The sequence below is a fragment of the Paenibacillus sp. 79R4 genome, assembly GCF_013393165.1.
In the GTDB taxonomy this organism is placed as follows: domain Bacteria; phylum Bacillota; class Bacilli; order Paenibacillales; family Paenibacillaceae; genus Fontibacillus.
Window position 1 is genome coordinate 126,075 of the sequence record NZ_QJOT01000005.1, and the last position, 16,984, is coordinate 143,058.

At 48.9% G+C, this 16,984-nt stretch carries 14 protein-coding genes; 1 reads left to right on the plus strand and 13 read right to left on the minus strand.

What is annotated here, in order from left to right:
- Positions 1-133: 133 nt before the first annotated feature.
- The 12 genes from DMN77_RS08570 to DMN77_RS08625 form a co-directional block, all read right to left on the minus strand.
- On the minus strand, positions 134-1,717 hold the full coding sequence (locus DMN77_RS08570) for a response regulator (protein ID WP_179014447.1): 1,584 nt from the start codon (positions 1,715-1,717) through the stop codon (positions 134-136).
- Positions 1,692-3,521 (minus strand): sensor histidine kinase, encoded by a 1,830-nt coding sequence (locus DMN77_RS08575; RefSeq protein ID WP_179014449.1) that lies wholly within the window; start codon positions 3,519-3,521, stop codon positions 1,692-1,694. The genes DMN77_RS08570 and DMN77_RS08575 overlap by 26 nt, the downstream gene beginning before the upstream one ends.
- A gap of 171 nt (positions 3,522-3,692) precedes the next feature.
- Entirely contained in the window at positions 3,693-4,154 is a 462-nt protein-coding gene (locus DMN77_RS08580; RefSeq protein ID WP_068779853.1) for a disulfide oxidoreductase, read from the minus strand.
- Positions 4,155-4,198: 44 nt separating this feature from the next.
- Positions 4,199-4,909, minus strand: coding sequence for a DsbA family protein (locus DMN77_RS08585; protein ID WP_068779852.1), 711 nt, complete (start codon positions 4,907-4,909; stop codon positions 4,199-4,201).
- 197 nt (positions 4,910-5,106) lie between these two features.
- A complete protein-coding gene (ptsP, locus tag DMN77_RS08590; protein WP_068779851.1) occupies positions 5,107-6,819 on the minus strand; it encodes a phosphoenolpyruvate--protein phosphotransferase in 1,713 nt (570 codons plus the stop codon).
- Complete coding sequence (locus DMN77_RS08595) at positions 6,812-7,087, minus strand: HPr family phosphocarrier protein (protein ID WP_068779850.1); 276 nt, start codon at positions 7,085-7,087, stop codon at positions 6,812-6,814. The genes ptsP and DMN77_RS08595 overlap by 8 nt, the downstream gene beginning before the upstream one ends.
- A 470-nt stretch (positions 7,088-7,557) precedes the next feature.
- Positions 7,558-8,406 carry a glucose PTS transporter transcription antiterminator GlcT gene (glcT, locus tag DMN77_RS08600; protein ID WP_179014450.1) on the minus strand — a complete coding sequence of 283 codons (849 nt, stop codon included), beginning with the start codon at positions 8,404-8,406 and terminating at the stop codon, positions 7,558-7,560.
- 220 nt (positions 8,407-8,626) lie between these two features.
- Complete coding sequence (locus DMN77_RS08605) at positions 8,627-10,174, minus strand: flotillin lipid rafts scaffold protein FloT (protein WP_068779848.1); 1,548 nt, start codon at positions 10,172-10,174, stop codon at positions 8,627-8,629.
- Entirely contained in the window at positions 10,175-10,717 is a 543-nt protein-coding gene (locus DMN77_RS08610) for an NfeD family membrane protein (protein ID WP_068779847.1), read from the minus strand.
- Between the two features lie 483 nt (positions 10,718-11,200).
- Entirely contained in the window at positions 11,201-12,784 is a 1,584-nt protein-coding gene (locus DMN77_RS08615) for a UDP-glucose--hexose-1-phosphate uridylyltransferase (RefSeq protein ID WP_179014451.1), read from the minus strand.
- Positions 12,785-12,797: 13 nt separating this feature from the next.
- Complete coding sequence (galE, locus tag DMN77_RS08620; protein ID WP_179014453.1) at positions 12,798-13,784, minus strand: UDP-glucose 4-epimerase GalE; 987 nt, start codon at positions 13,782-13,784, stop codon at positions 12,798-12,800.
- 1 nt (position 13,785) lies between these two features.
- Positions 13,786-14,964, minus strand: coding sequence for a galactokinase (locus DMN77_RS08625; RefSeq protein ID WP_068780016.1), 1,179 nt, complete (start codon positions 14,962-14,964; stop codon positions 13,786-13,788).
- A gap of 161 nt (positions 14,965-15,125) precedes the next feature.
- Here DMN77_RS08625 and DMN77_RS08630 point away from each other — a divergent pair, with 161 nt between their 5' ends.
- Complete coding sequence (locus DMN77_RS08630; RefSeq protein WP_179014454.1) at positions 15,126-15,980, plus strand: AraC family transcriptional regulator; 855 nt, start codon at positions 15,126-15,128, stop codon at positions 15,978-15,980.
- A 158-nt stretch (positions 15,981-16,138) separates the two neighbouring features.
- Here DMN77_RS08630 and DMN77_RS08635 read toward each other — a convergent pair whose 3' ends face one another.
- Positions 16,139-16,915, minus strand: a complete 777-nt coding sequence (locus DMN77_RS08635) for a protein-glutamine gamma-glutamyltransferase (protein ID WP_229520974.1) — start codon at positions 16,913-16,915, stop codon at positions 16,139-16,141.
- Positions 16,916-16,984 lie beyond the last annotated feature (69 nt).

The window sequence follows — 16,984 nt, forward strand, 5'->3', positions numbered from 1 at the left end:
GGAATAGGCAACCATCCATATGAAATGCTCAGCTGTTGCAGCCGTTCCGAGTTCGTATGCGATTTATCTTCATCATAAACAGGAGATCAGCCTGGATGAATGCTATTTCTTCGGAACTTCGCTATCAATTTCTTCAGGTATTCTCTTCAGCGATTGTCTGCCGGTAATCCGACGGTGTAATTCCATACATCCGCTTGAATTTCGAACTGAAATAGCTGGCGCTGGAGAATCCGCTCAATTCGGCGATATCCCAGAGACTAAGCTCCGTGCCTTCCAATAGCCGGACCGCTTGACCCATGCGTACCTCATTCACATACTGAATGAACGTAACCCCGACACGCGCCTTAAAAATTTCCGAGAAGTAAGAGGGATTATAATTGAACCTTTTGGCGATCATTTTCAGACTGAGGTCATACATATAATTCTCCTCAATGAAATGCTGAGCCGCCTCGACCAACGATTGATCGGCATCCGCCTCGTTGCTAAGCCTTCGCTGAATTTTCGCGGCAATCCGCAGTAAATATTGATATGCCTTATCCACCGTATTAAAAGCGAGCACTAATTGAGGGCGAATCCATAGCTGCTCTTCTGCCTCCAACGAAATCTGTGATTCGCCCGCAAGCTTCTCCAGCATTAGATAGAGCTGAAAAAATATTTTCACAAATTTGATTTGTGAGATGCAAAATGCCTTCTGTAGTGGCGTCCGAATCGCATTCTCGAAGCTGGCAAGGTCCCCCTGCAGCAACTGTCGTTCGATGATTCGAATCTCTTCATCCGGCAGCAGCTCCTGCTCGCCTTCGATAGGGAACGAGCTCTCCGAGATATTATTTCTTGATAGGTTCCAGGCCAGCAGCGCATCGACATACCCCTCCTTCCACTGTTTAAACCCGCGCATAGCTTGTCCCACACCTGCAAAAGGCAGGATTCCAATATTGGACAGTACTTCTCGGCTTAGCTTATCCACCAGTTCGGGCCATGCCGTATCCTGCTCGGACACGATGATATGGATTAATCGGCGGTAATTGCTGTCGTAGAACACCTCTGGCGAGCCCGGAAACATCGTTGCACACTCGCGACAGATCAAACGGAAGGGCGGACACAGCTTATCGAGCGGTCGATCACTGTCCTCCAGCAATGTCTGTTCACGAAGGCCAACCGTTATGATACGAATCTCACGTTCGTCCCAATGATCCAATTGCAGCAGCTTGGCCCGATCATGTACGAGATGTTCTTCATCAATGCTTCCTTTGACCAAATGGAGAATGAAATGCTCCTTCATCTCCTTGTAATACTCCGAGATCTGCCACTTGATCCTTTCAAACTGGTTTTTGTTCTCGCGCTCCTCATCAAGCTCTTGCTTCACTTTCTCCAGCGTATCGGTCAATTCGCTTCGGGTCACAGGCTTAAGCAGATAATCTTTGGCCCGGTTACGAAGCGCTGCTCTGGCATACTTGAAATCCTCATAGCCGGTAATGACAACCACGCGTAAGAAGGGATATACCTTATGATAAGCCTCCAGAAAAGAGACCCCATCCATCATCGGCATATTCATATCCGTAATGACAATATCGATCTCTTCCTCCTCAAGCCGGTTCATCGCTTCCATTCCGTTGGCGGCTTCCCCAACCAGAACGAAGCCCAGCTTGTTCCAATCCACCTTCAATTGCAGGCCTTGCCTGATTTCAGGCTCATCATCGACGATCAATACCCGATACATCTTGTGATTCCTCCTCCACAGGTAGTCTAAGTTCAATCTGAGTGCCCGATTCCGGCGAGGAATCGATCTGGACAGCAAATAATGATCCATAGTACAGACGGCAGCGGGCAAGCACATTGCCAAGTCCGATTTGCCAGTTGCGATTGAGCATGCTGAGATCAAGCTGCGGGGACATCATCTGTTCCTGAAGCCTTTGCAGCTGCTCAGGATCGATGCCAGGCCCATTATCGGCAATGATAAAGTATAGGCGGCGCTGGACGCGGCGCACATGAATATCTACCCGTGCTTCCGCCTGCTGGCGAAGGCTGAATTTGACAGCGTTCTCAATAAGCGGCTGCAAAATAAATTTAATTATCGTCAGGTTGTCCAGCTCCCCTTCTTCAACGATCGTAATATGCAGCCGATCGCTGAAGCGTATTTTCAGAATTCCTACATAATCATGCACATACCCAAGCTCCTCTGTGAGAGGTACGAGATCATCGCTAATCTTGAGAGAATAGCGCATCATCTTCCCCAGCAATTCAATGACTTCGATCGTATCGTCATTTCGCTTCTGCATTGTAAGGCTGCTCATCAGCTCCAGGGTATTGAACAGGAAATGAGGATTGATCTGCATCAGCAAGCTTTTGTATTCCGCCTGCTGTCGCAGCAGCTTCAGTTCAAACTCCGTCTTGATATGGTAGCGAAGCTGAGTCACCATCGTACGGAAGGTCGATGTTACATACCCAATCTCGCTGCGAATGCTGTGTTCCGGCGGTATTTTGTTCTCCGCAAGCCGGAAATCGCCGCGCTGGACAAGCCGCATGGCCGATACAAGCTCAGATAGCGGCTTTGTAATACTATAAGCAAGCCCGGCGGCTACAAACAGAGAAACTATTAATAGCAAGGCCGAGAAGATAACGATGCTCTTGCGCAGCATGAACAGCTCCGAGTATAGATCCTCCTCGGAGACGAAGCCGACCAGCATCCAGTTGGTCAGCTTCAGCTTCTTGTAGACCAGGATATCCATCGTTCCGCGCTCATTTTTCAGGTTAATAACGCCCTGCTTCCTCCAGTCCCTGCGGGCCTCTTCGATCTTGTCCAGCAGCGGCTCGCCGGCGGACAGTCCGCTTTGTGGAGTCTGCGACAACAGCGGCGTCCCCTCTTGATCGAGTAAATAGATCGTCCCATTTTCGCCCAGATGGATGCGGTTCAACGGCTCGCGAAAATAGTCCGCATTCACATTGAGCTTCATAATATTTTGGGCCATAGAAGGCTCGAAGGTACCTAGCGGCATCAGCATACTGACGACCGGACTGGCATTGTTGCGAAGCACCTCCCCCGGATCCGTATGCTCTGCCATCCAATGGTTGCCGTTGACGATAAAATCCTTATACCAATCCTGCTGCAAAAAGGTCTTGTCGAACACGACCTGATTATCGGTGCCCAGCCACATCCCGTCCTCACTATAAATGGATACCCCCGACACGCCGGAATAGCCATTCGTTGCTTGAGTCAGAAACTTGCTCATTTTAATATGCTCATACATCCTCTCACCGACCGGAATAGTCGGATCAGAGGTTAGCTTATCCCAATTTTTTGTCATGTCACTATTGAACACCAGCGAAGCCAAATCATAGATTTGCATTTGCACCATATCGATGTATGCCCCATACTCCTCCATCTTCTCCAGGGCAGAGGATTCGATATTCGAGCGGATAATTGTCCGGGATTGATTGAACAGGAGAATGGCCATCGTTCCGAACGATAAAATAGATAGAAGTACGAAAAAGGTCATCAGTCTGCTCTTCAAAGAATAAAACATGAGTGTCGACTCCTCCTCGTGCTGATCATATGTATAAATATTCTTTTATGTAAACGATTTAATGTTTAATATCATATGATATTTTGCATACACGCAAAAGAGGGAGAGTAATGACTCTCCCCCGTAAACTATATAAGATCAACCTTTTTGCTTGTTGAGTAAAATATGAAATTATAGTTGCTCCGTCTCTTGAATATCTGTCGTTGCAGGCATAGAGTGGGTTGTGTTGCGGGCCGTAAACAGGAATACGATGATGAGAATGAAGGCGATCAGACACATTAGCGGAATCGTCAGGAATCCGAACCAGTTCAGGTAGTCAAAATCACACGGAATGCCTACCTTGCAAGGCAGCGCCTTGGCCAAAGCCGGAATCTTCTGCTCCGCATAATGGTACACCGAGATGGATCCGCCGATAAAGCTAAGCGGGAGGATGTAAGGGATCACATTCCGGTCATTGCGATACGCGGCAATTCCCAGCAGAATAACCTGTGGGTACATGAAGATACGCTGGAACCAGCATAACCTGCATGGCTCATAATGCAACACTTCACTTAAATACAAACTTCCGGCTGTAGCCACCATAGATACGATCCAGGCAAAATAAATACCATAATTTCTGAACAAAGAACGCACTGTTCTCGCTCCTCCCTTAATTAACGGATACAGTATACAACAGGTTATTCCCCGAGCGCCGCCTTGATCTGCTGCTCGAACTCGGCATAATCATCATAATGTCCAAGATACTCTACCCCATTAATAAAGTAGGTCGGCGTCCCTGAGACACCTAGCTTGCTTGCTTTACTCTGATGTTCGTTCACTTCTTGGAGATAGGTCTGATTCTCGATATCTTTCCGCAGCACGTCAAAATCGATGGACAGATTGGCCTGCTTCGCCAAATCTACCAAATAATCAGGAGTCGCCCATGTGAGGTTCTCATCCTGCTGATTGTTGTATAAGGCATCAAAATAAGTCCAGTAATCCCCGCTGTTCTGATGGAAGACCGATTGCGCCGCTAACGCGGCTGTCGTTGAGTCCGGGCCGATAAACGGAAGGTTCATGAAATAAAAAGCCACTTTTCCCGAATCTATATAATCGCTGACCAGGTTCGGCTTAATCTTATCATTGGCAATTTTACAAGCCGGACATTTGTAATCCCCAAATTCGACAACCTTAATCGGAGCATCGGCTTGTCCTAACCTTGGGAGCTGCTCATAATCAAAAGACGCAGCGGTTGCCGCAGGCCTGATTGATAGCACGACCACAATCAGAACCAGCAAAATGCCGACGGTCGAGAACCAGATAATCCGTCTGGTCTGCTGCTTCTTCTTAGCTTGTTCTCCGGCGGCGTTACGCTGTGCCATGGAGCTTTTTTGTTTTTTAGGTGCCATTTAATCCCTTCTTTCTACCAAAATTTAATAGTTTATTATAGAATATATTAAATTCTCACAATCCTGCAACCATTCTAGTTACAAAAACATTTTTCGTCAAGTGATTCACTCCTGGTGGTAGATGGTTCCCATTAAAAATGGCGACCCTGTAGGTCGCCATGAATTATTGCTATGATAATCAGTTACGTACTCTTCCTTTATTCGCCGATCGAGTGAACCAGTTCAACCACTTGCTGTGCGGTTTGCATACCAATCGCCTTGGCTGCAAGCTGCTCCATCTCTGCCTTCGAAAGACGGGAAATTTGGGAACGAGCCGGAAGAATGGATGTCGCACTCATGCTGAACTCATCGAGTCCAAGACCGAGCAGGAGTGGAATTGCCGTTGCATCCCCAGCCATCTCGCCGCACATGCCTACCCAGCGTCCTTCCTGATGCGCTGCATCGATAACCATCTTCACCAGGCGCAGAATCGCCGGGTTGTATGGCTGATACAAGTAGGACACGCGTTCGTTCATGCGGTCTGCGGCCATCGTATACTGAATCAGATCATTGGTTCCAATACTAAAGAAATCAACCTCTTTGGCAAATTGGTCTGCGAGTACAGCCGTCGACGGAATCTCTACCATAATTCCTAGCTGAATGGCATCCGAGACCTGAACTCCTTCCGAAGTCAGCTTTTGCTTCTCGTCCAGGAGCAAAGCTTTGGCCTGACGGAACTCATCCAGCGTAGCAATCATCGGGAACATAATTCTCAAATCGCCATACACACTTGCCCGCAGCAACGCGCGCAATTGGGTGCGGAATATATCCTGGCGTTCCAGGCATAGTCTGACTGCGCGGAATCCAAGGAAAGGATTCATTTCCTTAGGCAGATCAAGATAAGGCAATTCCTTATCTCCACCGATATCCAGGGTTCTAACCACTACTGGCTTGCCTTCCATTCGTTCAAGAACGGTCTTGTAGGCGTTGAATTGGACATCCTCCGACGGCAGCTCCGTGCGTCCCATGTAGAGGAACTCCGTACGATACAAACCTACGGCTTCTCCACCGTTCTCCAGCACACCTGTAACATCATTTGGAGTGCCTATATTGGCACCGAGTTCTACATGAACGCCATCCTTGGACTGGGTAGGAACCTCTCTGAGCTTCTTCCATTCCTCAATCTGGAGGAGATATTGGTCACGTTTAAGCTGGTACTGCTCCAGCAGCTCTGCGGACGGATTGACAATAACTTTGCCGTCCAGACCGTCAACGATGACGGTATCGCCACTCTGAATCTGGGCCATAACCTCCTGGGTGCCAACTACAGCCGGGATCTCCAGGGAACGGGCCATAATGGCCGAATGAGAAGTCCTTCCCCCAATGTTGGTCGTGAACCCTTTTACATATTGCCGATTCAACTGCGCCGTATCCGATGGGGTTAAATCCTCAGCGATGACGATAACTTCCTCGCTAATGTCAGCCGGATTGGTATAATTCAATCCAAGCAGATGGGTAAGCACCCGCTTGGTCACATCTCTCATGTCAGCAGCGCGTTCTCTTAAATAAGCACTCTTCATATTCTCGAACATCGAGATAAATTGCTTGGCTACTTCATCCAGCGCGTATTGTGCCGTCACCTTCTCGGAAGTAATCTTATCGCGAACGGCATCAAGCAGCTCAGGGTCATTTAGAATCAACAAGTGCGATTCGAAGATCTCTGCTTTCTTAGCGCCAAGCTGTTGCTCGGTACGCTGCTTGATCCCTTCGAGCTCCTGCTGCGATTTTGCCAGAGCATTATCCAATCGCTTCAGTTCCGAATCGGAATCAGCTACATTCTCTTGATGTACGGTATAATCAGGGTGCTCCAGCCGGAAGGCAGATGCAATCGCCACTCCCGCAGATGCGGCAATTCCTTTAATTTCAAGCATGGACTTCGCCTAACCCTTCGTTAATCATCACTTCCGCAAGCGCTTGAATAGCCTCTTCCGCTTGATCACCCTCAACGATTAACTTCAGGTCATCCCCCTTCTCCAACCCAAGGGACAGGACCCCAAGAATCGATTTCAAAGTTACTTTCTTGCCATTTGCCTCAGCAAAAGCCTCGGAACCTTTAAATTTATTGGCCGTATTTACCAAAGCGGTTGCCGGACGTGCATGAATTCCATCCTCATCAGTAATTCTAAAATTTTTCTCCATGTTTATCTCATCTCGCTTTCCACATTTTTATGTCTTTTTAGTCTTTCTCCCTTTATAATACGGGAATGCGACATTATTTGCCAAATTGTCCCCCACATTGCAATGGCATTATATGAGGATAATTTCACCACATTCTTTGCTTTTATCTAATTTCAATCCAAATTAACTACCGAATTTACTACTACATAAGGGAGCGTTCCGGCGACCCCTTAAGCTCTAAGCAACATCCCTCCCCTGTCATAATATCTCTGACAGTAACAAATCGTTCAAAATGCAAAAAAGACATGAGCAATAAAGTACTCCGCTGCAAGCGCCTATTTCTGAGGATATTATCCCCAACAAATAGCGTTGCAATCAAAACACTTTAATCAACTCATGCCTGATCGAATCAGTCACACATTGTGATAATAAATTTTCTGTTGTATTACTTGTTAAAAGTATAACAAACCTGCATAACGAGTGCAAGTTCCCTAGCTGTCGGTTTGCGAGGTAGCGATGCGCTGTAGATGCATAGTCAAATAACTGAGCTCTGCATGACAGATCGGCTTATTCAGCCGCTGCTCCATGATTTGGGTCAGCTTACCAGCCAGGGCATACAGTCTTGGATATTCCTGCTGCAACAGCACATCCAGTCGTTCGATCTCTCCAACTCTTTCACCTCTACGCACTCGCTCAATAGCAAATCTCAAATGGGTAAGGAGTCTGGAATAATCCAGAGAATGGCGTGAAATAGAAATCTGTAACTCCTCTTCAATGATGGTAACTAAATCAGCAATCAATTGCGCATGTCCCCGAACCTCGCTAATATGCCGGTTAGTAATTGCGCTGTTGATATGAAGCGCAACAAATCCAATCTCATCATCGCCAAGGTCCACCCCCAGTTTGTTATGAATCAGGTCGATCGCATACTCTGCTAATTCAAACTCAAGGGGGTATATCTCTTTTGTCTCATATAGAAAAGGATTATGGAAGGCAAGATCCTGTTCAGCACGCTTAATAGCGAATGCGAGGTGATCGGTTAGCGCAATATGTATATGTTCATTGAGCTCCGATTGCGTTTTCCGGGAAATATACGAGATAATTTCGCCAATGACTTCGATCAAATGTTCATCTACCTGAGGCACGAGCTGCTTGTACTGCTCCTGCTCCATCTGATTCGTAAGGATGAACATTTTCTCAATCGCTTCGAGAGGAATGGTGTCCCCCGTCTTGCGATTGAAACCGATGCCTTTGCCGATTACGACAACTTCACCATGCTCAGGATGCCCGGCAATAATGACGTTGTTATTCAACACCTTGGCCACTCGTAGGATCTTCACATTTGCACCTCATTTAATTGATATTCAGTTGTCCGGAACGCTTACACCCATTATAACTGACCGAATAAAGCGTTGCCAGTAATTCCGGACAAAAGGTGGTCAGATCCAGAAATTACTTATGATTTGGCCCAAAAATAGAAAATAGCAAGCTAGTAATGCAAACAAAAGACGTCTCACATAAACGTGAGACGTCCGTATATATTATTCAATAATATATGAATTATTCCTGAGGCGGTTGAACGGGATTTACGTTAGGGGCTGGCTTGGACGGAGCTGGAGCTGGTGCTGGAACTGGAGCTGGATTAACTATCTTCCGCTGTGTAAGCCCCTTGATCAATTGCTCCACTTCTATTCCGGAAATATTCTTAATCATTTCCGGAGCTGTAGCCATCAGCTCCGTCACATAATTGCTGACACGAGCTGCGCCCTCTCCCTTACCGGTATCCACAACCGTCAGCTTCTCGATCGAAGCGATCGGTGCAGCGATCTTCTCAGCCAATTCTGGCAGCATCTTGGCGATAATATCGAGTACGGCAGCTTCGCCGAACTTCTGGAACGCATCGGCCAGCTTCTCCTTAGCTTCAGCCTCAGCCAGACCGCGAAGACGAATGATCTCGGCATCCGCTGTACCTTTGGCACGCTCGGCATCTGCGACCGCCAGACCTTCCAGACGCTTCTGCTCCGCCTCGGCGCGCGCTTGCGCCTCAATGGAATACTGCAATGCATCAGCCTCACGCATTTTACGGGCTTTATCGGCTTCCGCCGCCTGTTCTACCGCGTAACGGTCCGCATCAGCCTTCTTCTTCACTTCCGCGTCATACTGCTTCTGCCGTACCGTAATTTCCTTATCCTGCAGATCAATCTCCCGCTCTTTACGGACCAATTCCACCTTCATTTGTTCCTCAACCATGGTCTGCTTGGCCCGCGCTTCCTGAATTTCATACGCCTGGTCCGCCTCCGCCTTGGCCGTATCCTGCTCCTTCTTAAAGGCGGCGACCTTCAGTTCCTTCTCCTTGGTCGCTTCCGCAATATTAGTATCGCGCAGCAGTTCGGCTTTTTGTCCGGATTCCTCGGCCAGCGCCTTCTGAACCCTTGCATCCCGCAGCGCCTCAGCCTCAGCGATATCAGCATCGCGCTTTACAGCAGCGATCCGCGGCTTACCAAGCGCTTCCAGATAACCGTGCTTGTCGCGCACATCCTTGATGGTGAACGACACAATCTGTAGCCCCATCTTCTTCAAATCCCTGGCGGCTACACCCTGTACCTCCTGGGCGAACTTATCCCGGTTGCGGTATACCTCCTCAACCGTCATTCCGCCGAGAATCGAGCGCAAGTGCCCTTCCAGCACTTCCTGGGCTTCGCCCTTCAGCGACTCAATGGGCTTGCCCATGAATTGCTCTGCAGCCGTAGCCACATCTTCTACCGAGCTGCCTACTTTGATGATGGCAACACCGTCGGCGGATACCGGAACCCCTTGCTCCGTATATACCTCTGGCGTCATCACATCCAGCTTGTGCGACAGCAAGGACATGAACTCCGCCTTCTGGAAGATTGGCCAGATAAATGCGCCGCCCCCGCGAACGATCTTAATCTTGCGACCAGAATCATCGTCTGACACGTTCTTACTGCCAAGGAAGGAACCCGTTACAAGCATCGCCTCATCCGGGCTAACCGTCTTGTAGCGGGCCCAGAATGCGATACCAAGAATAAGAATGACAGCAATAACCACAGATGGAATTAGCAAATAATCCGGAAACCCTTCGATCAATTAGATCATCTCCTCTTCTTTCCTATTATCATACAATTCGGATACGAGGGCGACTCCCTCCTTCATATCCACCACCACCACTTCTCTACCCACGGAAATGTTCCTCTTATCCCAACTCGCTGCGATATGTAGCGTATTCCCTGCCACTTGCTTAACCATGATCTCACCGAAGCCTTCACCGGCGATCGGTATGGTAACTTCCCCCAGCTTGCCGGGCAGATCGGTCTCTGAGAACCCGATTGAATTCTCACTGTTATCCATGGGCTTAACATAAATGAAATACACGACGACGGAGAGGAGAAGGGCGATCAGGATCGAGAAAATAATAATCGCAGCATTCCCCAGGCCGGTATACTGACTTAACAAAATACCGCTTCCCCCAAAGGTTGTAATTGCTGAAGCACTAATGATCGGCTTGAAAAAGTCAACGGAGATCAAATCGAAAATCCCATCGATCCAGCTTCCGATGATATCTCCCAGGAGCGTACTCGCCAAAGCAAAAACCGCTCCGCCGATAAAGCAGCCCCAAAATAATCCATCCATCCCTTCTCCTCCTTGAACCAAAATGACTCACCATATCATGATATGTAATATTTACTACGTAAAACCCTATATTTGGTTGCAACACCCCATTCTTCAAATATTGCATCCAATTCCATTATACTTGTAACCAAAGCAAAGAAACAGGAAATTCAGCAACCTTTCCGTTACTTAATCTCGTATTAGACTGAAGCCGATCTGAACATTGGGTCACTCCGCTTACACTCATACGCTAACGAAACTGGCACACGCTATTTCAAGTAAAAAGGCACCTGCCAAATTCTAACGAAACTTCACATCGTTATTCAGGCACCTTTTCGCTCCAATGCGTACTTTATGTCCAATTAGCAATACCCTGTTTCTTTAGAGATTTGAAAAGCCTTATTGGTGCAGAATAGCGATACCACGTTTCGTTAGCTTCCTTCCCTACAAAAAAACAGGGCAAAGCCCCTAAAAACTAGTGCTTCACCCTGTCATTCCTAGTGATTATACCTGTAACGCTCCGTACCCAACGCTGGTCACGAAGCGGCGGAATGCTTCCCGTCCTTCATCCGTGACCTTGAACACGCCGGCATGTCCTAGAATCTCGGCAAACTTGCGGCCGACCTCATCGCGAAGCAGTGCTTCCGCATCTTCTTTGACCATAGCCTGCCCGTAGTCTGCAACCAATTGCTTCACCCAAGCAGCATGCACGGCCAATTTGGAATCGGGATTGGAGGTAACATCATCATACAAAGTCGTATCTCCGCTCAGAATACCAGCGATATCGGCTAGTTCTTCCTTGAGACGGCCTGGCAGAATCGCCAGCCCCATGACTTCAATCAGACCGATATTCTCCTTCTTGATATGATGCATTTCCCGGTGCGGGTGGAAAATTCCTTCCGGATGCTGCTCACTCGTCCGGTTGTTGCGCAGCACGATATCCATCTCGAAGCTGCCGTCCGCTCCGCGGCGAACGATCGGAGTCACCGTATTATGCGGCACCTTCTCACCAGCGTCCGTACTGTAAGCAAATACATCCACTGTCGGATCGCTATATTCCTTCCACTGCTCATATATATCATCGGCTGCTTCCAGCAATATATCGGGGTCCTGGCTGTTTAAGCGCAATACCGTCATCGGCCACTGGACAATGCCGGCTGTTACGCCCGGATAAGATGAATGATGGAACCTTGCTGCGATCGGCGATTTCTCCAATGGGAAGGTATGTCTTCCTCCCTGAAAATGATCATGCGTCAGGATGGACCCGCCGACAATCGGCAAATCGGCATTCGATCCGATAAAATAGTGTGGAAACTGTGCCGTAAAGGCTAACAGCCGTTTAAAGGTATCCTTCGTCAGCTTCATCGGCACATGATCATGATGGAACACGATGCAATGTTCGTTGTAATATACGTATGGAGAATATTGGAATAACCAGGGCTCCCCATTCAATTCCAGCGGAATAACGCGGAGATTTTGGCGCGCCGGATGGTTGATCCGACCGGCATACCCTACATTCTCCCGGCAGAGCTGGCATTTCGGATAGACCGGAGGCGGCAGAAGCTTCGCCATTGCGATCTCCTTCGGATTTTTCTCCGGCTTGGACAGATTGATAGTAATCTCCATCGAGCCATATTCAGTAGGCTGGTCCCAATATATATTTTGTGCAACCCGATCCATACGGATATAATTGCTCGCCACAGATAACTTGTAAAATTGATCCGTCGCCGCCTGAATGCCCTGACTTTGCTCCGTCTTGCGGAAGGCGGAGATGGTCTCTGACGGGCGAGGCATGATCAGCCCCATAATCCGTGCGTCAAGCAAATCGCGATATGTCACTGTATTTTCCGGGATCAATCCGATTGCAAAGCCATAATCAATCAATACCTCTAGCGGCTGCTCCGGACTCGTCAGCGTCTCTTCTGCAAGCTCCCCGGCATAAGGCTCATCGAAGGAGAACAATTCCAGCAGACGATTGCGGGAATACTCCAGATCCCACCAATCGAATAGTCCTTGTTCCAGTGCATAGTGAAGCAGTCTTTCGATAGCTGCCTGCGCATCCTGCCTGTTCTTGTCTTCAGCTTTCACTTCTGCCCACTCCTTAGTCGTTATATCCTTCCGGATGATTGCTGTGCCATTCCCAGGCGCTGCCGATAATGTCTTGCAGATTGTCGCGTAATGGCTTCCAGCCAAGCACGCTTCTCGCTTTGTCAGAGGAAGCAACCAGTACAGCCGGGTCTCCATCCCGACGAGGGGTAACCTGTACCGGGAAGTCGCGACCCGTTACTTCGCGCACAGCTTCGATCATCTCTTTGACCGAGAATCCCTGACCGCTGCCAAGGTTGAACACATCGCTATCTCCACCGCCCAGCAAATACTCTACAGCGCGCAGATGGGCATCCGCCAGATCGCTCACATGAATATAGTCGCGTATGCAGGTGCCATCAGGTGTGTTGTAATCATCCCCGAAGATTTTGATCGAATCCCGTTGTCCAAGCGCTGCCTGAAGAATAAGCGGAACCAGATGCGTCTCCGGATCATGATCCTCACCGATTTTGCCGCTGGCATGAGCCCCGGCCGCATTGAAGTAGCGAAGCGCCACATATTTGATTCCCAGCACCTGATCGAACCAGGCCATCATCCGCTCCATCGTCAGCTTCGTCTCTCCATAGACATTTGTCGGATGGGTAGGGTCACTCTCTTCAATAGGCACTTTCTCCGGTTCGCCATAGGTTGCGGCCGTGGAGGAGAACACGATTTTACGCACATTGGCCTTATCCATAGCTTCCAGCAAGCACAGTGTGCCGTAGACGTTATTGTCAAAATATTTTACCGGGTCCTTCATACTCTCCCCAACCAGTGAATTCGCGGCAAAATGGATCACCGCCTCGATTTCATTCTCAGCGAACAATCTCTTCAGCAGTTCCTTATCGCGCAGATCACCTTCGTACAGCTTCCCGCCCAGCAGCGCATCCTTATGCCCTGTCTGCAGATTGTCGATAACGACAACCTCCTTGCCTTGCTCCAGCAGCTCCGCAACTGTATGAGAACCGATATATCCTGCTCCACCCGTGACCAAGATCGCCATATTAATACTCCTCCTTCATTTCCTGAACTCCGTTGCCCACTCCACACACATAGAATTCGCCCTTCAAGCCCGTTCTCTTCTCGTACGCTTCGCCTACAGCAGACAAGAATTGGTCAATTGCGTCCTCATGGACGAGTGATACCGTACAGCCGCCAAATCCGGCTCCGGTCATCCGTGAGCCCAGCGTGCCTTCAATGTTCCGTGCCTCTTCGACCATAACATCAAGCTCCATGCAGCTGACCTCGTACAGATCGCGCAGCGAATCATGAGAAGCGTTCATCAATTGCCCGAAACGAACCAAATCGTTAGCGCGCAGCGCCAGGGCCGATTGGAGCACTCTAGCATTCTCTTCAATGACATGAGTGGCCCGTCTTAGCAGAACTTCATCTGTGAACTTGCCCTTCAACTGCGCAAATTGCTCCAGGGACAGATGAGCCAAATACTCAAGACCAGGTACATCCTGCTGCAAAATTTTCAAAGCCGCATCACATTCCCCACGGCGCTCATTATATTTGGAATCAACCAATCCTCTGCGCTTATTCGTATTGCTGATTACGAGCTTATAGTTGCCCGTCACAAATGGTACAAGCTGATATTCCAGCGTATCGCACATCAGCAAAATCGCATGATCCTTCGCTCCGTTCGCAACAGCAAACTGATCCATAATTCCGCTGTTCACGCCAACGTAATGATTCTCAGCCCGTTGCGATAGCTTGGCGATTTCCACCTTATCGGCAGGTTGATTCTCCATCACCAGCAGTCCATACGCGGTAACAACTTCAATAGAGGCGGAAGATGAGAGACCTGCCCCATTCGGGATCTCGCCCTGGAACAGAATATCGTAGCCACTGCTGAGCTGTACGCCAAGCTTGCCAAGCTCTACAATCACTCCGATCGGATAGTCGACCCACTCGCCAGTCTTAACGCTGCCAAGCTGGTCCACATCGAACTCGCCCTTATAAGTGAGATTTGTGGACGAGAACATTACTTTGCGATCCGTACGCTTGCGAATTGCCATCGTTGTTCCAAATTCCAGCGCAGCCGGCAGTACATACCCGCCATTGTAATCGATGTGCTCACCGATCAGGTTGACGCGTCCCGGGGCATTGAATACGGATATCGCTGCATCGTTCTCGCCGTATTGGGATATTAACAATCGTTCCATCTCTTGTCGTTTCATCGTTATGGACACCTCATTATTCATGATTGATTGTTTCAAGCTTCCTTGAACCCAGTATAAGAAAAATCGAATATAATCGTAATGCATGTATGCGAGTTTTATATGGATAAATGTGACCTCAGAGAGTAGAATATAGTCAGAATAATAGAGGAGGTCACCCTATGCTTCAGGAAACCTATAGTGCCGCTGCTAATCCGGAAGTGTTCGACACTAGCGATCTGCATGTCTTGTTCGCGGGCGAGAGTCAGACCTCGGCCAATCATAGACTGGGACCGAAGGTATATGACTATTTCCTGCTGCATTTTGTTGAGCAGGGAAGGGGAAGCTTCCAGACTGAATTTGCTTATTACTCTCTCAGCGCAGGAGACTGCTTCCTGATTCAGCCTGACCAGCTCGTAAGCTATGCCTCAGATAGCCTTGAGCCCTGGCGTTACCGCTGGATCGCCTTCGCGGGGGATAAAGCAGCCGAGCTTGTCCAGCGTGCGGGGTTTACACCGCAAATGGCTGCGTTCAGCTCCGGATCAGCCAGCGCCATTCCTGAAGTGCTCGAATCCGTGCTTCAGGTCTTCCGCACACGGAAGCCTAGCTCCCATCTGGCTTCATTAGGTTATCTGCACCTGATTATGGCCGAAGCTGAAGAGAGACTCGTTCGCGAGTCTGCATTGCCGACCGGGGAATCGGGAGTGCAGCGCACCGTCAAGCAAATGATCCATTATATGAGCAGTCAATACGCCCATCCGATCTCTATTGAACAAATGTGCTCCAGCCTGGGGTACAACCGGGCTTACTTGTCACGGATCTTCAAGAGGACGACGGGGCTGACTCCTGTCACTTACCTGCTTAAGCTGCGGATAGACAAATCCCGTCAGCTGCTGCGGGAGCGGCCGGAACTCTCCATCGAGCAAATCTCCGCTTCTGTCGGATTAACCGATGCCTTGTATTTCTCACGCCAGTTCCGTAGATTTTACGGTGAATCGCCAAGCGAGTACCGCAGAAATGCCCCCGGGCAGAACTGACAACGCCTGCTAACTCATAAAGAAGCTGATATACTAGGACGGTTTACGGATGACAGTCCCATAATCCAAAAAAGGACACCCCCATTGCCTGACAACGCAGTTGAGGGTGTCCCCTATAATTTCTACTACCAACAGGATAGCTGATGTCCATCACGATATCAAGCGAGCAAATAGACGCTCGAACCGATTCTCGCCACACCGTTACTCAGCCTCTGTGTATAAGCAAAATCCAAGGATTCCACATCGTCCATCAAATACGCAGACGTCGTACTTCCCGGCTTCCTTCTCGAATTCAAAGAGCGGATAATATAATCCGCAGTTACGTTGCCGATGCCGTGGCCGTAATAACGTCCATCAGGCATTACGATCGTGTTCTCCCCCTGCCATTGCGGCATGGAAGGATCAAAATCGGGATTTTTGAAATAGACTACATCCCCTGGAAATGCTTCCGCCCCACTGACCGAATTAATGCGCAAATCGCTATCATACTTCCAATCATACAGCACCAGATTAGCGAAATAAGTATTAAACGCCTGATCCCCGATCATATCCATGACGCCTTGATATAAGACGATCACCATCGCTGTAGCACATTCGAAGGCATACTTGCGGCCATTATGGAAAATATCGCGGATGGCCTCCGCTGGAGTGACATCGCTACGCTGTTGAAATCCCCCGTTGCTAAGCCGAACCCAGTAGTCTTGATTACAGCGTGAGTTCTCAAAAGTGGCAAAGCCCACGCCGCTGTCATAGAGCGCCCTGGCCGCTTCTACTATTTTCCCCCTGGCTGTTAATTCAAATTTCAGATCGGCGATAGAATCATAGCGATATTGTACTGCGCTCTCCTGCTTCATCCGCAAAATTTGCTGCTCCAGCCCCGTCAGATTCATCTGCCCAATCTGCTCCGATTCCCCCGGCGGAAGAACGATCATCATACCCACCTCACATCGTAGAATTATCCATCGTATACGGATATTGTACGCTGCGCAGACAGATAAGTGCCT